This is a genomic window from Chloroflexota bacterium, from assembly GCA_014360825.1.
GTDB lineage: Bacteria > Chloroflexota > Anaerolineae > UBA2200 > JACIWT01 > JACIWT01.
Genome location: JACIWT010000014.1, coordinates 1 through 19,500, shown reverse-complemented (window position 1 = coordinate 19,500; position 19,500 = coordinate 1). Strand labels below are relative to the sequence as shown.

The following is a 19,500-nucleotide window of genomic DNA, read 5'->3' as shown; positions in this document are numbered from 1 at the left end:
CTCCCTCATAACACGCGACAGATCAATCCTTTCAGATACTCCCCCTCTGGGAAGGAAAGCAGGATCGGGTGATCCACCCCTTGTGTCAATCGGCCAATGATCTGCACATCGCGCCCTGCGTCTATGGCGGCGCCAAATACGATCTTTTGGAATAAATCCGCGCTTACCAAGCCGGAGCAGGACATAGTGAACAGGATGCCACCTGGTCGGAGCAACTGCAGAGCCAACAGGTTAATGTCTTTGTAGCCCCGCGCCGCGGAGGCAATCTGTGCCTGGGTGTGAGCGAACTTAGGCGGATCCAGTATTACCAGATCGAAAGACCGCCCTTGGTCACGATAACGCCGCAAGATTGTGAATACGTCGCCCTCTTCATATGTATCTATATCCTCACGTCCTGACTCCAATCCATTCAGGGTCATGTTGCGCTGCGCCAAGCCAAGTGCCTCAGCGGATGATTCTACATTGGTGATTGGCCCTGCGCCAGCCGCTGCGGCGTAAACAGCGAACCCGCCAGTGTAGGCGAAGCAATTCAGCATTTCGCGCCCGGCGCTGAAGTCTCGTACCCGGGCCCGGTTCTCGCGTTGGTCCAGATAGAACCCTGTCTTCTGGCCAGTTTTCACATTTACTAAGAAACGATATCCGTTTTCCTGTATCTCCATGAGATCTGGTGGCGTCTCACCCCAAAGGGGACCAGTGCTTGGCTCCAGCCCCTCATATTGGCGCACATCCACGTCACTGCGCTCATAGATGCCCGTCGGCGACAACATCTCGGCCAATAGCCCGGTGATAAGCGATTTCTGGCAATCCACCCCCAAGGTCAGAAACTGGGCAACGAGATAGTCGTTGTAACGATCCACAACTAATCCTGGCAACCCATCGGATTCAGCGAAGACGAGACGGTAGGCAGTCGTGGATTCATCTGCAGCGAGGTCTTGGCGGGCGGCTATGGCACGTTCCAACCGCCGACGGAAAAATGCCCGGTCAATGGGCTCGCTCTCATCCCAAGAGAGCAAGCGCACTGCGATCTGGGAGTGGGAATTGTAATAGCCCTGCGCCAAAAAATTGCCGTCTTGGTCCGTGACAACCACGATGTCTCCGTCATTGGGAGAGTCTTCTACGCGCGCAATCGCGCCTGAAAAAACCCACGGATGACGGTTATGCACTGGTTTTTCTCGGCCCGGCCTTAGGATGATCCGTTTCATGCGCTCTCCTCTGCCATGGGGTGACGAATAAAGCGCAGATGCAAGACGGTCCTAGTCTCCGGTTTCACTTTTGCCCGTTCGTCCGGCCGCAAACCACAGACCCACAGAATTTGCTCAGCGGCCACGAGCAATGGGATGCGATCACGGAGAGCGCGAGGAACTTTGGCGCCGATTAGGAACTCGGTCAGGCTTTTCTCATGGCCTCCCAATCCTAGGGGGCAGAAGCGATCTCCCGGCTTGCGCCGACGCAACATCATCGAGGTGGGGATAGCGTCGTAGTCCAGAAAGGCCTGGTGGGAGTCCTGGTTACGTTTGGGATCGATGACTAGTTCATCCCGCGGGATCAACTGTGTTTCTAGCAGCCAAGGTGTACCCGGTAACGGTGTCTGGCCAGGGAGTACCACAGGCACTGAATCTGTGCCCATGTAGATGTAGGTCCCCGATGTCGGTCGGGGTTCGTGGCCCGCCTCGGCGATAACCAACTGGTTGTAGTCTAATATAAGTTCGAGTCCGGCAGGAAGTGTAGCCCGCTGGCCAGTATGACCTAGTCGAGCAATCTCCATTGCATTTTCTACGTGCACCGCGCCCACATCGCGCAACGAGCGGCGAAGTCGCTGCACTGCACTCCGCAACAGGCCACGTTGCAGGCTGGGATGCAATGCCCGCCATGGTGCCAATGCGAAGACCACGTAGGTCTCGCTTTCTTCCAACACGGTATTGGTCCAAGCGGACTCGGTCGCTGCGCGTAGATAGTCGTAGTCGTCAGCCAATACAATGGACGCTCGGCGTACCAGTTCACGGAAGTTGGGATTATACTCCTCAAGGTAAGGGAGCAATTCGTGGCGCAGTCTGTTGCGGAAGAGGGTGGTATCCAGATTGGAGCGGTCGAAGCGCGGGGTGATGCCCACCTCCATACAATAGGCTTCGATGTCGGCGCGGTATGTGCTCAGTAACGGTCGGATGAGGCGCAGGCCGCTCTCCTCGGCGCCCGGCATTGGCGATAGTGGCTGCATCCCACGCAGGCCAGCCAACCCAGCCCCACGCAACCAGTGCATCACTACGGTTTCCACTTGATCGTCGGCGTTGTGGCCAACAGCGATGGTCTCCGCGCCGACGGCCCGGGCTACCCGAGCCAGGAATTCGTATCGTGCCGTGCGGGCCGCTTCCTCTACGGAAAGATGACGTTCCTTCGCCAGGGCTGGCACGTCTATTCTCTCCACTGTCAACGGTGCTTTCCACCGATGAGCGATCTCGGCTACAAAGGCCGCATCTGCATTTGCTTCGGCACCGCGGATACCGTGGTGAAGATGGGCCAAGTGAACAGCCAGCGGGTAGCGTTCACGCAGCCCTAACAACAAGTGGGCCAGGCAAAGAGAATCGGGTCCACCAGATACTCCTACCACCACCGTCTCTCCAGGCCGCAGCAAGTTGTGGCGGCGAATGAATTCCTCCACTGACTGCTGCAGGCTGGCTATCGTGCTAATCCTCTTTCGGCGTGACGGAGATTTTGACGCTGCCAGATGGATATTGTGTCTCTTCATCAATCCATTTCAAATAAGCCTGAGAGCCAGCGACAACGGGCACGGCGATGATCTCTGGCACCTGATAGGAGTGCAATTCAGTGACCTTGGCGGCGACCGCATCCAAATGCGTGGCAGTGGTCTTGATGATCAGAAGCACTTCCTGGCCGTCTTCCACTTGGCCCTGCCAGCGGTAGATCGAACGGATAGGGTTGACGATATTAACACAGGCGGCTAATTTCCGGTTCACTAAGGTATGTCCGATGCGCTCCGCCTCTTCAGTAGACGAGGTAGTCACTAACACGACCGCATGCGTTGTCATTTATAATCCCCCCTCCACGAGACGACGTTATTGTATCTGAAAATGTCAGAGAATGCGAATTAGCCGGGGAGGATGACGATTCGCAAGCCAGAAATCCCAATTTACCCCCGCATCCACTGTCTGTGAAGGGATGGGACATCGTTTCACCTTAAGTTGACATTTGAGGGGAAGCCATAATATAATAATGCTGAGAAGGGTGAGCCTCAGAGGACATGGGCGTGGGCCTAGCGGCCCGAATGCCCGTATGTCTTGGCATGGGGCATGCAAGGGCCGCTAACTCAAGTGGCAGAGTAACGGACTTTTAATCCGTGAGCTGCGGGTTCGAGTCCCGCGCGGCCCATTCGGAGGAGGCGAGCAGTCTCGACCAAGGTAGCGATTGTCTTGGGGCCGGGGCAGCACCGGCTATCTCTTACCGTCTTTGGCCCGCAGTTACAAACGATCTCGGCTGGCCCTGCGGGTGCGTTCGGGGATCGTCTAATGGTAGGACAAGGGACTTTGGATCCCTCGATCCAGGTTCGAATCCTGGTCCCCGAGCCTCTAGATCGAAAACGATTTCTCCGTGCCAGGGAGCCGGGATAGGGGTACGTAAAAAGCGCGGCCAGACGGTCCGCGCTTTGTGGTGTAACAATAATTTCAATCTAAGGGGAAACCTTGGACGGAGGTGATGATCGTCTTGAGTCGCGTGCTGGTTCTCAACGCTACTTATGAGCCACTGAACATAGTCTCAGTACGCCGGGCTATCATTTTACTTCTCAAAGAAAAGGCGGAAGTGGTGGAAGCAACCAATGCCTATCTGCGTGCAGCCAGTGTCTCATTGCCGGTACCTCTGGTAATCCGCCTAGTGACCTACGTGCGCGTGCCGCATCGGTGGAGCCTGCCTGTGAACCGTCGGACGGTACTAGCCCGCGACCAGTATACGTGCCAGTATTGTGGTGCCCAGCCTGGTAAGGGTGGGCTTACTGTGGACCACGTTATCCCTCGGTCTAAAGGTGGCGAGACCTCATGGGAGAATGTAGTCACGGCTTGCCTGCTCTGCAACCAGAAGAAAGGGAAACGCACGCCTGCCGAAGCAGGCATGAGGCTGCTCGCTGAGCCCACACGGCCCAAGTACATTGCCATTGTTCTGCTCGGTCCTGGACCGATGGAGAAGGCTTGGCAGAAATACCTGCTCTAAGAGAGCATCTGAGGCCAATAACAAGGGTAAGGGGATATTACACCCTTACCCTTGTTGTATTTGTGATATTGGACCCACATATCAGGCTTTCTGCTTGGCTCGGCCCTTTTTCTCTGCCTCAAGTTGCGCTAAGATCTCTTCCCTCTTTTTCTCGGCCGCCTCCTTGCCCTCCTCAATAGCCTCCTCCAAACGGACACGCTGTTCCTGGAACACTTCTTTGCTTCGTTCCCCAACCTCAGCCAGTCGCTCTTGTAGTTCAATGCCCTTCTCGCGGAGGCGGGTCCGGGTCTCCTCGCCAGGCTGGGGGGCGAATAACAAAGCCACTGCTGCACCCACCAAACCACCGAGGATCAAACCAGCCAAAAATTCGCCACCTCTGGGTTCCCTGCTCATTTGAATCCCTCCTTACTCTTCACACACTTGTTTCACCGCAGGTTCCTCAATACAAAAACGGCCAGAGCACGCCGAATGCCTGAAGCAAGGCTATACACCCGCACCACGGGGGACACAACCTTTTGACTCACAAATGTTGTTGTACTTCGCACTGTATCCGCCGTCTCATTTGCCGAATTCAGGAGTGGCTCTATTTCCTCCTGCAGTAGCCGGGCTAAGTTGCGGATTTCTACGAGCAGCACGAAGAGAATCACACCGATCGCCAGAGACTCGACAGCCAGTAGAATAATAGCCACATCCCGAAGGCTGCTTAACCACATAAGCGACCTCCTTTGTAGAGATTATATCATCTCTTCAGCCATTTGACAAGTAGCAAAAACAACCAACAAAGCGCAGATCCCTCCAGAAAATAGACATCACCCAGATGCAATAGTCTTGGGTTGAGCAGCCTCCCTACAAGTTGACCCAAGCCAAATCCCAGTAGTGCTCCTAACCAATAAATGGGCAACTCTTGTGCCCTCTTCCCCCACAGGAGATGGAAAAGCGCTGCGTAGGCTGTTGCGATGACGATTGAAAGGACCAGCGCTGGTGAAAGGAATGCGGGTGTCATATCTCACCTTGTCTGGCAGATTGTTCCGCCACCGAGCACGACCTCTCCCTCATAAAACACCACCGCCTGTCCGGGTGCGATACCACGCTGCGGCTGCTTGAAAATAACACGCGCCTGGTTATTGGGCAGGACGATCAATGTGGCAGGTGCGTCTTCGACACGATAGCGCACCTGGACTGTGACCTCCATTGGATCGGCGGGGGCATGACCTGACACAAAACTTGTATCCTCAGCCACGAGTTCCCGACGTTCGAGCCCCTTGGCTGGTCCAACCACCACTGCGTTGCGAACGGGGTCCAAGTCCACTACATAGAGCGGATAATGATAAGGAATGCCCAATCCCTGGCGCTGGCCGATGGTGTAGAAGGCCAATCCCCCGTGCTGCCCTAGGACTTTGCCGTCGATGTCCACGATAGGGCCAGGCCGAGCGACATCGGGGTCGCGATGGCGTAAGAAACGGCGATAGTCGTTATCTGGGATGAAGCAAACCTCTTGGCTGTCGGACTTGCTGGCCGTGATCAATCCGCGGCGAGCAGCCATCTCGCGCACCTGAGCCTTCGTGTACTCGCCTACTGGAAAAAGCACCCGGCCCAGTTGCTCCTGTCCCAACATATATAGCATGTAGGATTGATCTTTTTGAGGGTCCGCACCACGCAGAAGTTGGTATCGTCCGTCCACTTGTCGTATGCGTGCGTAGTGGCCGGTGGCCAGGTAGTGGGCACCCAGCGACTGGGCGCGTCTGAGCAGGAGGTCGAATTTAATGTAACGGTTGCAGGCTATGCAGGGGTTGGGAGTGCGTCCTCTGGCATATTCGGCACAGAATTGCTGAACTACGCGGGCTTCAAACTCGCGCTCGAAATTAGTGAGGTAAAAGGGTATGCCCAAGCGCTGGCTAACCCTTCGGGCATCATCCACAGCCTCAGGCGAGCAGCAAAGATTCCCCGCTCCTTCTCCAGCATAGTCTTCGGCCCAGAGACGCATCATGATTCCTATGACATCGTAGCCTTGTTCTACAAGCAGCGCGGCGGCCATCGAACTATCTACGCCGCCGCTCATCGCTACCACGACCCGTGTCCTGCCCAAATGTGCCGACAATTCGCTCACAGACCTACCTTCCGAGAGATAGTCAGTTGCGTGAGATATCTCCTCTTCCCTCTATTCATCCTCGGCGTGTATCTCGGGGTGTCCCCTCGGCTCCACCAGCCAGTCCGGGCGCTCCAATTCGGGGTGTCTCTGATAATAATCCCAGATGGCCCGATGCATGGCATCGGCGGCCAAATTCGAGCAATGCATCTTGTTGCTGGGTAAACCACCCAGAGCCTCTGCAACAGCACGATTGCTCAATCGCCAGGCTTCCTCCAAGGTCTTGCCTTTCACCATTTCAGTGGCGATCGAACTAGTAGCAATTGCCGCGCCACAGCCGAAAGTGCGGAACTTGACGTCCTCAATGATGTTATCCCTCACCTTAATAAACATTTCCATGACGTCCCCACAGATGGGGTTGCCTTCTTTGCCCACCCCATCCGGATTTTCGATCACGCCGACGTTGCGTGGATTCTGAAAGTGTTCCATGACGAGTTCGCTATACATGAATGTGCATCCTCTGCCACCTTAATTATCAACATACACAGCGCGCCCCAACAGGGGCGCGAGTGCCGTTCATTTATCATTGGCTCCTCATCTGCTGGTATACCGGCGACATAGCCCGTAACTTTTCCACGATGCCGGGCAAGATCGAGAGGACATATTCCACGTCTGCCTCCGTATTATCTTTGCCCAGTGTTAGGCGCAGACTGCCGTGGCAAATCTCCGGTGGTAAGCCCAAGGCCAACAGTACATGTGAGGGCTCCAGTGATGCGGAGGTGCAAGCCGACCCACTGCTCGCCGCAACGCCCTGCAAATCCAGATTCAACAGGATTGACTCGCCCTCAACGCCTTTGAACACAAAACTGGCACTGTTGGGCAAGCGCTGTGTTGGATGCCCGGTGAGCAGCACATCTGGTATCGTCGAAAGTACACCTTGGATGAGTCTGTCGCGCAGCGCCTGGACATGCCGGTTGATCTCCTCACGCGCGTTCTGGGCAAGTTCCAGCGCCTTGGCCATACCGACAATGTACGGTATGTTCTCCGTTCCTGCTCGGCGGTTCCGCTCGTGCGATCCGCCAGTCTGAGTGGGGACGAGCTTGGTGAAGCGCTTAGCGTAGAGCAGGCCGATCCCTTTAGGTCCATAGAACTTATGAGCGGAGAGAGACATAAGATCCACGCCCAACTTTTTGACGTCGAGGTCCAGCGCCCCACCAGCCTGTACGGCATCGGTGTGAAAGGGGATTTTTTTGGCCTGGGCAACTTTCGCTATTTCCGCGATGGGCTCAATAGTGCCTATTTCATTATTGGCGTACATAATGGTAATAAGTACGGTCTTGTCAGTGATGGCACGGCCTACATCGTCTGGGTCCACTACGCCGTACCTGTCCACAGGCACATAGGTGATCTCATAGCCCCACAGTTTGTGTAATTGTTCCAGAGTGTGCCCAACAGCGTGATGCTCGATGGGCGAACTGATGATATGGTTGCCCTTATCCCGATTGGCCCAGGCCACACCGCGGATGGCCAAGTTGTCGCTCTCCGTGCCGCAACTGGTAAAGATAATCTCTTTCGGGTCGGCATTCAGGATGGCGGCGATCCGGCTTCGCGCCTCCTCCATCGCCGCATGAGCCTCGCGGCCTAGTGCATAAATGCTGGACGCATTGCCATATTTCTGGGTGAAGTAAGGCAGCATTGCCTCCACTACCCGTGGGTCAACGGGTGTAGTGGCAGCGTGATCCATATAGATGGTCTTGTTCGGTCTCGACATCCTTCTTCTCCTCGCAACAAGTCATTTGTTACGGAGAGCAAGTAGCTCCCCATTCATACAGAGCAATAGTGATCTGAAATCGCTGCTTCTAAACAGGTCGTGCTGCGAGATCGGCCAAGGTGGTTGAATCTAGTGTGAGCAAGAGATCATCTCGCACTTTCTGCCACACCGTGCGCGCCGTGCAGACTGCCTCCCGGGCACACGGTGCACAGGTTTCCTCTTCACCCACACAACTAAGAGGGAAGATGGTGCCCTCTAAAACACGCAGCACGTCGGCAACTGTGATTTCTTCGGGTGCCCGGGCTAGAACATAGCCACCACGTGCACCGCGAGCGCTATCCAGCAATCCTGCCCGGCGCAATGGTGCCACAATCTGCTCCAAATAGGACAATGACATATCCTGCGCTGCAGCGACTTCGCCCAAAGTCACAGGACCCGACCCGTAACGCTTGGCAAATTCCACCATAGCCCGCAGGCCATATCTTTCACGCGCCGATAATTTCATGGCAAATCCAGAATTCCTACTAAAAATTCGGAATTATCATAGCATAGAACGAGATTCTTGTCAAGGCGAGTCGAGACACTGAGACACTTTCATTCATCGATGACGGGTGTGCACGACCGGTGTTCTCCCAATTGCCCCTACGCGTGAGAGGGGGTAAAATGTCATCAGTGCAACGAAACTCTTCCTGCAGGAGGTTGGATCATGTCAAAGACAATGATTGGCTTTATTGGCCTGGGCATCATGGGCAAGCCAATGGCTCGCAATCTCATGAAAGCCGGCTACCCGCTGGTAGTCCATAACCGCAGTCGAGGCCCGGTGGATGAACTCGCGGCAGAGGGAGCCATCGCGGCACGCACTCCAAAAGAGGTTGCGACCAAAAGCGAAGTAGTGATTACGATGCTCCCCGACTCACCCGATGTAGAACTTGTGGTAGCCGGGCCAGACGGCGTGCTTTCTGGCGCACACGAGGGTCTGATCCTGATTGACATGAGCACGATTGCTCCGGCAGTCGCCGTTTCTCTGGCTCAAAAGGCCGCCGCGCAGGGTGTAGAGATGCTTGATGCCCCAGTCAGTGGCGGGGACGTAGGTGCCATTCAGGGGACGCTTTCGATCATGGTGGGAGGCAAAGAAGAAGTTTTCCAGCGTTGCCTACCCATTTTCCAAGCAATGGGCAAGACCATCATTTACGTGGGTGAAAGCGGTGCAGGCCAGACGGTAAAAGCGTGCAACCAGATTGTAGTAGCCGGAACGTTAGCGGCCATGAGCGAGGCGTTGGTATTGGGGACGAAGGCGGGCGTGGATCCGGCGGTGATTGTGCAAGCCATCAGCGGGGGTGCTGCACGTTGCTGGGCACTGGAAGTACGGGCACCCCATGTGATTCGGGGTGCCTTCGTACCAGGGTTCAAGAGCAAATTGCACTACAAGGACCTTGGCATTGCCATGCAGACGGGCCGGGATTATAAGGTGCCGCTGCCAGTGACCAGCCTCGTGCGCGAGTTCTTCGCTGCACTACTGGCGAAGGGAGGCGGGGAATTGGATCACTCTGCCATCATCACGGTGATAGAGGATTTGGCCAGGGTTGAGGCACGCACGAGGAGCAAAGCAGAGTAAAAGGCAGAGAATGCAGATGCATAAATGACGGACCACCCTGAGGTTAGGAGCAAAACGAGAATTTCACTGGCCCCCTTCGTGGTTATCGAAATCCTGCTTTTCATGCTCATCCTAGCCTTTGCCACGATTGCTTCTGATTACCAAGCGCGATACGCAGGCCGAATCTATCGTGGCGTGACTATCCGCGGCATAGATGTCGGTGGGCTGACGCCACAAGAGGCTACCGCGCGGGTGAATGCCGTCCGCCCCCTCCTCCTGCCCGCACAAGTGTACCTCTACTATGGTGATCGAACCTGGACGGTTTCTGGAAGGGAATTGGGTATCGGTTTAGATGTGTCCAAGGCGGTCTCGGAGGCCTATCGGATCGGGCGGATGGGCTCATGGGTAGACGCCTGGCGCTCGCGTATCAGCGCCCTGGTTTACCACGTAGACGTTCCGCTACAGCCAAGTCTGGATGAAGGTGCTTGTGCCTTGCTCTTAGGGCGCATAGCCCGTGATATCAACATCGCGGTGCGCAATGCCAGCGTGGAAATCTCCGGCACCCAGGTCATCACCACACCAGCGGTGATGGGGTGCGAATTGGATGTCCCGGCCTCCATCGCCGCCATCCGCACAGCGGTAGCCAATCAGGGTCCCCTAAATGTAAACCTGATAGTGAAAGAGGTGCACCCCTCCATCTCCGAGGTGGGCGAAGCGGCGACTTTGGTACAGCACATCCTCTCTGCTCCAATACACGTGAAGTTGCCTCCGGAGGTCAGTGCCATTCTCCATTCCGACCCAACCTGGATGTTAGAACCGTCTCAATTGGCTGAAGCGATCTTGCTCAGCCAAGTAAAATCTGACGCATCAGCGGTGCAACTGGCTGTTGACCTGGATGGATCTCCCCTGCGTGCGTTCCTAACACCTATTGCAGCGCAGATCAACCGACCCTCTCGGGACGCCCTACTCAAATACGACCCTCTCGATGGCAGCCTTTCTTACATACTCGAAGATCAAAAAGGACTTACCCTGGACATCGAGCAGTCAATACAACTCATCAAACAGGCGGCTATGGGAACCGAACGTATAGTAACCCTGCCTATATCTGTGCAGGCGCCAACGGTCTCCATGGAAGATTTCACCAGTCGCATAACATTGCCATTAGACCTGATCTCGGAGGGCGTCAGTTACTTTACCGGCTCATCTGCAGCGCGGGCACAGAATATCCGCATCGCTGCCGCACGTTTCCACGGTGTTGTGGTGATGCCACACACCATTTTCTCATTCAACGAGCACCTAGGAGAGGTAAGCGCAGAAGCCGGATACGCTGAGGCTTATGTTATTTTCGGTGATCGGACGGTATTAGGCCCTGGGGGTGGTATTTGTCAGGTTTCCACCACCTGCTTCCGCGCCGCTTTCTGGGGCGGATTCCCCATCGTGGAACGCCATGCTCATACCTACCGCGTTGGATGGTACGAGCCACCGATGGGGTTGGACGCCACCGTCTTCGTGCCAGACGTGGATTTCCGCTTCGAGAATGACACGGACACCCCTATCTTAATACAGACCGAGGTAGATCAGGTCTCCGGGAAACTGACATTCCGATTCTATGGACGCAAGCCCAACCGCACAGTGGAAATAGAAGGGCCCATCGTGGAGAATGTCGTGCCCGCTGGCCCGCCAATCTATGAGAATGACCCCTCTCTGCCCACTGGTAAAACGGTGCAGACTGATTTGGCCCATGACGGCGCGGACGTGACCATCTACCGCATCATTCGCCGTGATGGTGAAATCATCGCCCGCGAACGCTTCTTCAGCCGCTTTGTGCCCTGGCCAGCACGTTATAAAGTGGGAACGGGCGGCAGCAACCCATAAAAAGGCAGGCCATCTTCATCGAAACCCCTTTTCCAGTTACGGGCGGCGTATGCACAGCCGTTTTACTTCCGCATCTTTAGCCCCAAAATCGTATTTATAGCGCTCGCCACCCTGCATAAAATCGAAACGCCGATGGCCTGTCTCAATGGCCCGCTGGATGAGATAGCCCATTAGCACCATGCCAGAACTCAGCATGGGATAAGTGTGGGGGTCGTAGCCAGAATTGTAGACCAGAATCTCGTGATTGTAATCGAAGCAGAGAATGCTGGCATCTGGCTGACCGTTTATGTGAATGAATGCCAACCACAGCCAGCCATGTTGTAAGGCAAAGGTTGCCACACGTCGAAAGAAGTCTTGCATCTGAGCGTCGAGGAAGTCCGCCTTATCAGGATCGCTGCGGATGTGAAGGTCGAAGAATACGGCTAAGTTCGCCTCGCAGTCTGACGAATCACGCACTAAATCCCAATCTACCAGCGCCTCACGCACAGCCTTTCGCCTTTTTCGGCGTAGTTCATGCCGCTGCTTTTTGGTCAAAGCAGCAAGGTACTGTTCCCAGGTAGGCGGCAGATCTATGAAAGGACAAACATCTTCTCTCGCCACACTAAATTCGTAGCCTCGTTTGCGCGCCTCTGAAATCAAGGCCTCTATGGTTGGCGAATCACCTGGGATGTTATGCAGGTCTAGGATCTCCCACTGCTCGCCCGACAGGTAATCCATCATTGCGGCGCAGGCCTGGTCCACCCGTTCACAGTCCACGATGAGGTCTAGATAGTCTGAAACCTCTGTGCCGCCCACGAAGTGCACTGTCCACATCTTTTGCCCCTTTGCGGGCAATGCTGGGCGTTCGATGCTGATCGTAGGCCAAGGGCTCTCATCGACTACGGTCTGTTGCCTGAAGAGCGGTGCAACTGCGGTCAGTTTCCCATCCTCATCGCGTATGGCCAAGAGGTGTAACTCGCGTCCCATCCCAAAGGTTTCCCACCAGGCACGCTGCCATTCTGGTGTCAAGAAGATGGTCGGTTTGGGACAACGCGGCAATAACGCTCCCCACTCTTCCTTCAGCGTGTCGAAGCCGGTGACACCGTCGTGAACCTCAATCCGCATGGTGGATACACCTCTGGGTCCCTAGCCCTCAATTTTGGGCAGCCCGTGTAGGACTCTCGTGGGTAAGCGACTGTACGTGTAGGTGCAGGCCCTCGACACCCACTATCTTCACCTTTTCGCCTGGAGCGATGGGCCCGTCAGTGGCGATTGCGTCCCACAGTTCGCCTTCTACCCACACCCTACCCTGTGGATCGAGCCGCGAACGGGCCGTGGCAATTTGACCGACGAGCGTCTCGGCGCCGACCGCCACAGGCCGCGATTGGGCGCGGATGGCCTTGGAGACCACGAAGGCGAAGAACATGCCTGTGGCTAAGGCCACCGTAAATATCAGAGGTCGGGAGACAGGATATATGCTAGTGTTGAAAAGCACCATCGCTCCCAGCACCAAAGCGACTACACCCCCGACTGTCAGGACGCCCAGGCCGGGTGTTATCACATCCAGAGCAAACAACACAAATGACAAGGCAATAAAGGCCAGGCCCGTGTAGTTAACGGAGAGCACGCCGAAAGCATAAAAGGCCAGCACCAGACAGATGACGCCGATAATACCCAGTACATAGCCGCCCGGGCTGGAGAGTTCGAAGATGACGGCATTGATGCCAATGGTCATGAGAATGAAGGCAATGTTGGGGTCGGTGATGACGTGAAGGAAACTCTCGATGAGGTTCATCGGTAGCCGGTTGATCTGCGCTCCGGAAGTGCGTAGTGTAACCTTTCGGTAAGCCAGTTGGATCTCGCGCCCGTCTAATTGTGCTACCAGGTTGTTGAGATCAGTGGCCACGATGTCCACTACGCCCAGTTTCAGAGCCTCGTTGGCTGTGGCCACGGCGCTCTCGCGAATGGCCTTCTCGACCCAGGCTAACGCCGATTCCCCGCGCCGCGCCGCCAGGTTGCGGGCATTGGCCACCAGCCACTCGACCTCCTTGGTCTTCGCGGTCTCAGGCAGTTCTTCGCCTTGTGGTCCCACCGGGCTGAGAGCGCCGATGGTTGTGCCGGGAGCCATGGCTGCGACGTGTCCGGCCAGTGTAACCAATGTCCCGGCAGAGGCGGCCGTCGCTCCGGCGGGGGCGATGTAAATCACCACCGGTATATCGGCATTTTGGATTTCCTTGACCACCTCACCCGTTACATTGACCGAACCGCCCAGGGTATCCAGTTGCACGATCAGGCACACCGCGCCCGACTCGACGCTGGCCTGAATGCCCCGGTCAATGTAGCTTTGCATAATGGGGGTGACGGGACCCTTGATATCGAGCAGATGGATCGTCGGTGTCTGACCGCGGGCTGTCCCTGCCAGCACGGTGCAGGCGAGTGCCAGCCACAGTAGAGCGCGCAAGAACTTTCGTTTGCGCATACTGATCACCTCGTGCCTCTATTATAAGCGGGTTTGCGGGCAATGGAAAGCGGCGGGCTGCATCGCCCACCGCCTGACCCGCTACGTTAGTGCAGGGCTCTTGGGCCTGGTCTTGCCATGATCTCAGCGTTTGATGCCAGTGTGGCTCATCGCCGTGTCTTCCGTGCTGCCCGACACAATATGGTTCACCGCCACGGCCACATCCTGATCCGCTGTCACCACCACCGAGCCGAGGAAGTCGGTGGTCGTAATAGGTAACGGGAACACTACCTTGGATCTCTGTGGCGAGACTGTATAACTGGCGCTCCCCGCCTGAGTGCCATCGGCAGCGTAACACGTCACGGTCACGCTGGCGTTGGAAGTAGTGTTCAGGTTCTGTACCATGAGCCCGGTGGACCAGTAACTCCGCCCCATCCAGTTCAACTTGTCCTTGAAGGCCAGGGGCACAACGAACTTCCTGCCCCCTTCCGTGGCCATCCGATAGCACATGGCCGGGTAACTGTTAGCAGTGGACCTGATCTCGTTGACAATAGCCGAGATGGGCTTCCCAACCTGCGCACTCAAAACGGCCGATCCCACAAAGGGGATGGGGGGCTCACACTGTCCGGCGGGGCGGGGTGAATGGTTACGATCCCGTTGGCCCCAGAAGCAATCGTCTGGCTACCCGACCACGATTCACCTTGCTGTGCGTTGTACCCAATCTGAATGGAGTTTGAACTGGCGTTATGATTGTAGATGGCCAGCCCCGAATCCCAGTCGTTGTTGCCCCTCATCAGCATAGGGGCAAACAAGTACACGGCCCCGGTGGCGAAGCCTTCGTAGTTCATCAGAGATTCGACAGTGCCGTTAGCGCCGTCGTCGCGCAGTTGATTGGCCACCACCGCGATGGGCTGAGTACTCGAGATGGTAGCCGCGCCCACGAAGGGCGAGCCAATGTCACAGCCGGGGTTATTTTTCAGGTCGAATGTGTATGAACCCCGCGTTGTAATGGTCACGCTGGTACTACAACTGTAGCCAGTGCGGGCGTGGTAATACACGGTGACCTGGGCGGACTGGCTGCCGGCGTTTTGGATGATGATCTCGGAGTTCCAATAGTTGTTGTTGCGGTGCAGGAGGGGAACGTAGACCTTGTTCGAAACAGTCTCGACGGCGTTGTAGATGGCGCAGGTGTAAGGTGTTCCTTGATAGACACGGATCACGGAGACAGCGATGTCCTGGCTGGCGGCAATCACGGCGGAGCCGCTGAAACTGCTGCCAGGGAAACGATCAGCCACGGCAATGGTGCGGGAGGCACGTGGGGCAAGGCGGATGTAAGGAGGTGGATTGCTAGGAGGGGGGTCCAACCACCATTTGTTGAAGGTGCCGTCCTGATTGTACAGGGCGATGTCCACAGCCAGAGTGAGGTCACTGCGAGGGTTAAAGAGGGTGATGTAGGAGTTCCAACCGTTATAGTTGGCCTTGATGTCGGGCAGGTAGTAAAAGGTCGGGCGAGGCGTCCATTCGGGCGGTCGCCAATTTCCCGGTTGCCAGGTGCCGAAGATGCCCCTGGGGACCCAGGGAATTCGCTGCGGCTGCCACCACAGCCCACCTATATTGACTGGGTGGGCCACGTATCCCCAAACCCGCTCCTGGTAGGGATAACTGAACTCCGTATAATTGCTCTCAAGGTATGGTGGACGCTCCGGATTATAATATGGTGGATTCGCGGGATCATTGCGATTAGGATCGTTCACGTTGCTCCAGCTATGGTATGCAATGACTGAGTAGTACCAGTCTTCACCGTAGGTGTGGTTGTTCCCTCCGATCTGCCGGCAGGTCGGTGTGCTCAGCCAGTTCCACTTATCCCGGATGAGAAAGTTGGTGCCTGTGCCGATGTTGTAGGCGATCTCCCCCGCCACGCGGCTGGGAGTGAACCACCCACAGCCGGTATCCATACAGGAGGTTACCTGCATTACCCCATAACCACAGTCTCCAGTGATAAGAGTCCAATCCCACTCGCTGGCAAAATCGCCGTCGCAGTCGAACTGTCGCCAACTGGATTCCACTAGCCCGATAGCCTTCAAGATGACGCTCGGGATGGGATTGGAGGTAGATACGGTCACGTTGTAGGTATTGGGGCAAATACCTCGGCGTATTTGACTATAGGTAGGGCCAGCGCTGCCCAAGCTGTTGGTCGCCGCATTGTCAAAAGTCGGGCCCATCGTGATGCGATTTGGCTGCTGGCCACACCTGGCTGCCTGAGCGCAACTGGTGGGACATGATCCGGAACACTGGGCCCAAGCTGGCTGGGCAGGAGTTGTAAGAACGAGGAACGAGCATAAAAGGCCGATGGTCAGGCTCCTAACCAGAACTTTCATAGCCATGTTTATGACCTCCAATGATGTGGTCTCTTATGCAAAGCTTTGCAGAGGAGCATTCAAGGTCTACGAGCTATCCAGCCCACGAAGGATGCGATGCCTTTCGCAGGCACCTCGACCCGCAGGTTGGTGCCGATCCACAGAAGATCAATCTCGCCCCTCCTGTAGCCTTTAAGGGCTAACCATTGGTGGTCGGGAGAGATAGCAAGGAGGTCATCAGATATGTCCGTTAGCTGGGCTGTTACGAGAACTCTGGTTGCTCCTGTGTTCACGTTGAGAGCTCGAAGCTGGAGCTCATTCTTGTACACGTAGCTACCAATGATTTCTGTGCTATCTGCAGACCAGATGCCACCGAAAGGTTCTGACGGCGGCGACAGGACTCTTCTTTCCTTTCCATCACTGGAAAGCAGAACGAGCCCTTCTTCCTGAGTGTAAATCGTTAGCTTGGCGCCGTCTGGGGAGAATCTCACCACGCCCCAGCCAGGGAACAAAAAGCTCACGAACTGCGGAGGCGTTTCACCATTGGCATCCACGGCCCAAAGCTCATAGCCTATGCCTGGCGTACTACGCTGGTAAAAAAGCTGTCTGCCATCCGGTGACCAGCCCAATGGAGCGACGCTGTCAGCAGTATCATCTACAACCAGGGCCTTATCATCAGTGCCATCGGTGGCAATGGTATGGATTTCGTAAATGAAAGGAGAAACGTCAGTGCTGGCCGGAGGTGGTTGCTTGAGCACTTCTTTCTTGTAAGTCACCGTTTTGCTATCGCGCGACCAGTGGGTACCTCCAACAAGGCCTTGAGCCAATTGCTTCAACCTACTGCCATCAATATTCATCACCCACAGAACATCGTCCCCCTGACCACAACCACCAATGCTTGGGCAGGTGGTGAAAGCAACATGATTACCATTAGGGGATATACTCGCACGGCATATCATGTGGCCTATGGATAAAGTGGCCAACTCAGTCCGGTTGGCCAAATCAGCCACGTTAGCCCGCCAGAAGGTGATGCTCACCGGCCGGTTTTCCTCGCGAATCCAGGCCGTCTCGGCCCAGATGATCTCAAGAGTGGAGGTAATGGGCACCGGTGGTGTAACAATCGGAGTGGGAGGCTCAGTTGTTGGCGTAGCAGGTGGGGGCACCGTCGGGGTTTGGGGGGGGGGATTGGGCTGGGGCGTTATAGTGGGCGGACGCGTTCGTATCGGCGGCGGGTATGGCTCCGATGTCAAAGTGGGCACAGGCAATAAGGGGGTGGGTGCCAGCGCCATCTGCTGTTGAGCACGCTGCGCCACGCTGCCAAACACCAGGAGAATGGCCAACGTCAATAGGCCCACCACGAGCCATCGCTCCACCTGCTCAAAAAGGTCCTTCTTTTCCTCCATCACTGATCCCTCCTTGGGGGTTCAGTCAAAACTCAGAAGGATAGAGTCGACCGATCCCCCACGTTATCCTTGGGCTGTGAGCCCATCGTTCCGGAGCAGGCATTAGAAGAAGGACTAGAGTGATCTGCCTGCAACTTCACCACGCCATCGCCCTGCAATTATATTAATACCACTGAAGAAGCCTCGCGTCAAGGCAGTTTCAGAATTCTTGTGGGCTCAGGTGATCGGCGCAGAGCACAGTTGTTGGCGTGGCCTGGGCCTGAGGATAGGCCGAAACCGATGGCAGGAAAGTGAGAGAATTGGCCAACAAGGCGAAAACCGCAAAAGCAATTATCAGACCAGAGAGGGCCGTTGCCCACTTCTCGCTCGCAGGCGAACACTCCTCCATAGATGCCTCCTTTTCAAAGAGATGGTCTGAAACATTGAGCCCAGGCCGGCTGGGCAGGAGTAGCGAGGACGAGGAACAAACATAAAAACCTGATGATCAGGTTCCTAACCAGAACTTTACTGGTCATCCTCTCTTAATATGGTCTACGAGCTATCCAGCCCACGAAGGTGGCGATACCCATCTTAGGCACCTCGAGACGCAGATCGGTGCCGATCCACAGAAGATAAATCTCGCCCTTCCCGTAACCTTGAATGGCTAACCATTGATGGTCGGGAGAGATGGCAAGGAGGTCGTCAGATATATCCGTTAGCTGTGCCGTTACAAGAACTCTAGTTGCTCCCGTGGCGACATTGGCTGCTCGAAGTTGCAGTTCCCATCCTCGACGCCCAATAAATTCAGTGCCATCTGAGGACCAAATCCCGCCAAAAGCTTGTTCTGGTGGCACGAACGTCCTTCTCTCCCTCCCATCGGTAGAGAGAATGACAAGGCCCTCTTCCGGAGTGTATATGATGAGCTTTGTACCATCTGGCGAGAATTTGTATTGATCAGGTAAGGGCATTATATGTTGCGGTGGCCTTTCACCATTGGCATCCACGGCCCAAAGCTCATGCCCCCGACTAATACGGTCATAATAGATTAGTTTCCCATCAGCAGACCAGCCAAGGGGATAAATACTGACCATGGCTTCCGTTACCAGGGTTTTGTCTTTAGCACCATCGGCTGAAATAGAGTGCAACTCACATATATCGGCTGACTCCTTAGATTCCAGGGGTTCCTTTGGCACCACTCTGAGGTAGATCAAGTTTTGAGCATCGCGAGACCAGGCTGGTGAATGCCCTCGGGCATCCACTGCCTCTATGCCCTGGGCTATCTTTCTAAGCCCACTCCCATCGGTATTCATCACCCAAAGGCTCCCGTCCCAAGGGCCACAGCTTCCAGAGCATGTTGTGAAAGCGATCTTGTCTCCATCAGGTGATAGTTTGGCATTCCCTAACCACTCGGCTATAGGCAAAGTGCCAATCTCGGTCCGGTTGGCCAGGTCAGCCACGTTGGCCCGCCAGAAGGTGATGCTCACCGGCCGGTTTTCCTCGCGAATCCAGGTCGTCTCGGCCCAGATGATCTCAAGAGTGGAGGTAATGGGCACCGGTGGTGTAACAATCGGAGTGGGAGGCTCAGTTGTTGGCGTAGCAGGTGGGATCACCGTCGGGGTTTGGGGTGGGGGATAGGGCTGGGGCGTTATAGTGGGCGGACGCGTTCGTATCGGCGGCGGGTATGGCTCCGATGTCAAAGTGGGCACAGGCAATAAGGGGGTGGGTGCCAGCGCCATCTGCTGTTGAGCACGCTGCGCCACGCTGCCAAACACCAGGAGAA

The 19,500-nt window shown here is 55.8% G+C and carries 20 protein-coding genes and 2 tRNA genes; 5 read left to right on the top strand and 17 right to left on the bottom strand.

Features of this window, described 5'->3' with window-relative positions; all coding sequences use genetic code 11:
* Window positions 1–5: 5 nt before the first annotated feature.
* Genes H5T64_09800 through H5T64_09790 form a run of 3 tightly spaced genes read right to left on the bottom strand, consistent with a single transcriptional unit; the run spans window position 6 to window position 3,044 of the window.
* Complete coding sequence (locus tag H5T64_09800) at window positions 6–1,202, bottom strand: class I SAM-dependent methyltransferase (protein ID MBC7264627.1); 1,197 nt, start codon at window positions 1,200–1,202, stop codon at window positions 6–8.
* Window positions 1,199–2,656, bottom strand: a complete 1,458-nt coding sequence (gene tilS / locus H5T64_09795; protein MBC7264626.1) for a tRNA lysidine(34) synthetase TilS — start codon at window positions 2,654–2,656, stop codon at window positions 1,199–1,201. Before tilS ends, H5T64_09800 begins: the two co-directional genes overlap by 4 nt.
* A gap of 25 nt (window positions 2,657–2,681) precedes the next feature.
* A complete protein-coding gene (locus H5T64_09790) occupies window positions 2,682–3,044 on the bottom strand; it encodes a divalent-cation tolerance protein CutA (GenBank protein MBC7264625.1) in 363 nt (120 codons plus the stop codon).
* A gap of 267 nt (window positions 3,045–3,311) precedes the next feature.
* Here H5T64_09790 and H5T64_09785 point away from each other — a divergent pair.
* The 3 genes from H5T64_09785 to H5T64_09775 all read left to right on the top strand — a co-directional run bounded on the left by H5T64_09785 (window position 3,312) and on the right by H5T64_09775 (window position 4,218).
* Window positions 3,312–3,384: transfer RNA gene (locus tag H5T64_09785), tRNA-Lys, on the top strand.
* A gap of 123 nt (window positions 3,385–3,507) precedes the next feature.
* Window positions 3,508–3,578: transfer RNA gene (locus H5T64_09780), tRNA-Gln, on the top strand.
* 130 nt (window positions 3,579–3,708) lie between these two features.
* Complete coding sequence (locus H5T64_09775) at window positions 3,709–4,218, top strand: HNH endonuclease (GenBank protein ID MBC7264624.1); 510 nt, start codon at window positions 3,709–3,711, stop codon at window positions 4,216–4,218.
* A gap of 81 nt (window positions 4,219–4,299) precedes the next feature.
* Here the strand turns inward: H5T64_09775 and H5T64_09770 are convergent, their stop codons facing one another.
* The 7 genes from H5T64_09770 to H5T64_09740 all read right to left on the bottom strand — a co-directional run bounded on the left by H5T64_09770 (window position 4,300) and on the right by H5T64_09740 (window position 8,580).
* A complete protein-coding gene (locus H5T64_09770) occupies window positions 4,300–4,611 on the bottom strand; it encodes a YtxH domain-containing protein (GenBank protein ID MBC7264623.1) in 312 nt (103 codons plus the stop codon).
* A gap of 32 nt (window positions 4,612–4,643) precedes the next feature.
* Complete coding sequence (locus H5T64_09765; GenBank protein MBC7264622.1) at window positions 4,644–4,931, bottom strand: hypothetical protein; 288 nt, start codon at window positions 4,929–4,931, stop codon at window positions 4,644–4,646.
* Window positions 4,932–4,957: 26 nt separating this feature from the next.
* A complete protein-coding gene (locus H5T64_09760) occupies window positions 4,958–5,221 on the bottom strand; it encodes a hypothetical protein (GenBank protein ID MBC7264621.1) in 264 nt (87 codons plus the stop codon).
* 3 nt (window positions 5,222–5,224) lie between these two features.
* Entirely contained in the window at window positions 5,225–6,277 is a 1,053-nt protein-coding gene (mnmA, locus tag H5T64_09755; protein ID MBC7264620.1) for a tRNA 2-thiouridine(34) synthase MnmA, read from the bottom strand.
* 99 nt (window positions 6,278–6,376) lie between these two features.
* Window positions 6,377–6,811 carry a Fe-S cluster assembly scaffold protein NifU gene (nifU, locus tag H5T64_09750; GenBank protein ID MBC7264619.1) on the bottom strand — a complete coding sequence of 145 codons (435 nt, stop codon included), beginning with the start codon at window positions 6,809–6,811 and terminating at the stop codon, window positions 6,377–6,379.
* Window positions 6,812–6,887: 76 nt separating this feature from the next.
* A complete protein-coding gene (gene nifS / locus H5T64_09745; GenBank protein MBC7264618.1) occupies window positions 6,888–8,075 on the bottom strand; it encodes a cysteine desulfurase NifS in 1,188 nt (395 codons plus the stop codon).
* 88 nt (window positions 8,076–8,163) lie between these two features.
* Entirely contained in the window at window positions 8,164–8,580 is a 417-nt protein-coding gene (locus H5T64_09740; GenBank protein MBC7264617.1) for an Rrf2 family transcriptional regulator, read from the bottom strand.
* Between the two features lie 201 nt (window positions 8,581–8,781).
* On the opposite strand from H5T64_09740, the gene H5T64_09735 reads away from it, so the two are divergent.
* On the top strand, window positions 8,782–9,690 hold the full coding sequence (locus tag H5T64_09735; protein MBC7264616.1) for a 2-hydroxy-3-oxopropionate reductase: 909 nt from the start codon (window positions 8,782–8,784) through the stop codon (window positions 9,688–9,690).
* A 24-nt stretch (window positions 9,691–9,714) separates the two neighbouring features.
* Complete coding sequence (locus tag H5T64_09730; protein ID MBC7264615.1) at window positions 9,715–11,544, top strand: VanW family protein; 1,830 nt, start codon at window positions 9,715–9,717, stop codon at window positions 11,542–11,544.
* Window positions 11,545–11,580: 36 nt separating this feature from the next.
* Here the strand turns inward: H5T64_09730 and H5T64_09725 are convergent, their stop codons facing one another.
* The 7 genes from H5T64_09725 to H5T64_09695 all read right to left on the bottom strand — a co-directional run.
* Window positions 11,581–12,648 (bottom strand): GNAT family N-acetyltransferase, encoded by a 1,068-nt coding sequence (locus H5T64_09725; protein ID MBC7264614.1) that lies wholly within the window; start codon window positions 12,646–12,648, stop codon window positions 11,581–11,583.
* A gap of 28 nt (window positions 12,649–12,676) precedes the next feature.
* A complete protein-coding gene (locus H5T64_09720) occupies window positions 12,677–14,002 on the bottom strand; it encodes a nodulation protein NfeD (protein MBC7264613.1) in 1,326 nt (441 codons plus the stop codon).
* 123 nt (window positions 14,003–14,125) lie between these two features.
* Complete coding sequence (locus tag H5T64_09715) at window positions 14,126–14,566, bottom strand: hypothetical protein (protein MBC7264612.1); 441 nt, start codon at window positions 14,564–14,566, stop codon at window positions 14,126–14,128.
* Complete coding sequence (locus tag H5T64_09710; GenBank protein ID MBC7264611.1) at window positions 14,563–16,365, bottom strand: hypothetical protein; 1,803 nt, start codon at window positions 16,363–16,365, stop codon at window positions 14,563–14,565. Before H5T64_09710 ends, H5T64_09715 begins: the two co-directional genes overlap by 4 nt.
* Before the next feature lie 53 nt (window positions 16,366–16,418).
* Window positions 16,419–17,741, bottom strand: coding sequence for a hypothetical protein (locus H5T64_09705; GenBank protein MBC7264610.1), 1,323 nt, complete (start codon window positions 17,739–17,741; stop codon window positions 16,419–16,421).
* A 199-nt stretch (window positions 17,742–17,940) separates the two neighbouring features.
* Window positions 17,941–18,129, bottom strand: a complete 189-nt coding sequence (locus tag H5T64_09700) for a hypothetical protein (protein MBC7264609.1) — start codon at window positions 18,127–18,129, stop codon at window positions 17,941–17,943.
* A gap of 133 nt (window positions 18,130–18,262) precedes the next feature.
* A partial coding sequence (locus tag H5T64_09695) for a hypothetical protein (protein ID MBC7264608.1) occupies window positions 18,263–19,500 on the bottom strand: 1,238 nt, incomplete at its 5' end.

Coding starts and splice junctions, on each gene's coding strand:
- nifS (MBC7264618.1), bottom strand. CDS start 8,075: ATGTCGAGACCGAACAAGACCATCTATATGGATCACGCTGCCACTACA.
- H5T64_09710 (MBC7264611.1), bottom strand. CDS start 16,365: ATGGCTATGAAAGTTCTGGTTAGGAGCCTGACCATCGGCCTTTTATGC.
- H5T64_09725 (MBC7264614.1), bottom strand. CDS start 12,648: ATGCGGATTGAGGTTCACGACGGTGTCACCGGCTTCGACACGCTGAAG.
- H5T64_09740 (MBC7264617.1), bottom strand. CDS start 8,580: ATGAAATTATCGGCGCGTGAAAGATATGGCCTGCGGGCTATGGTGGAA.
- H5T64_09790 (MBC7264625.1), bottom strand. CDS start 3,044: ATGACAACGCATGCGGTCGTGTTAGTGACTACCTCGTCTACTGAAGAG.
- H5T64_09705 (MBC7264610.1), bottom strand. CDS start 17,741: ATGGAGGAAAAGAAGGACCTTTTTGAGCAGGTGGAGCGATGGCTCGTG.
- nifU (MBC7264619.1), bottom strand. CDS start 6,811: ATGTATAGCGAACTCGTCATGGAACACTTTCAGAATCCACGCAACGTC.
- mnmA (MBC7264620.1), bottom strand. CDS start 6,277: ATGAGCGGCGGCGTAGATAGTTCGATGGCCGCCGCGCTGCTTGTAGAA.
- H5T64_09775 (MBC7264624.1), top strand. CDS start 3,709: ATGATCGTCTTGAGTCGCGTGCTGGTTCTCAACGCTACTTATGAGCCA.
- H5T64_09720 (MBC7264613.1), bottom strand. CDS start 14,002: ATGCGCAAACGAAAGTTCTTGCGCGCTCTACTGTGGCTGGCACTCGCC.
- H5T64_09730 (MBC7264615.1), top strand. CDS start 9,715: ATGACGGACCACCCTGAGGTTAGGAGCAAAACGAGAATTTCACTGGCC.
- H5T64_09800 (MBC7264627.1), bottom strand. CDS start 1,202: ATGAAACGGATCATCCTAAGGCCGGGCCGAGAAAAACCAGTGCATAAC.
- H5T64_09700 (MBC7264609.1), bottom strand. CDS start 18,129: ATGGAGGAGTGTTCGCCTGCGAGCGAGAAGTGGGCAACGGCCCTCTCT.
- H5T64_09735 (MBC7264616.1), top strand. CDS start 8,782: ATGTCAAAGACAATGATTGGCTTTATTGGCCTGGGCATCATGGGCAAG.
- H5T64_09760 (MBC7264621.1), bottom strand. CDS start 5,221: ATGACACCCGCATTCCTTTCACCAGCGCTGGTCCTTTCAATCGTCATC.
- H5T64_09765 (MBC7264622.1), bottom strand. CDS start 4,931: ATGTGGTTAAGCAGCCTTCGGGATGTGGCTATTATTCTACTGGCTGTC.
- H5T64_09770 (MBC7264623.1), bottom strand. CDS start 4,611: ATGAGCAGGGAACCCAGAGGTGGCGAATTTTTGGCTGGTTTGATCCTC.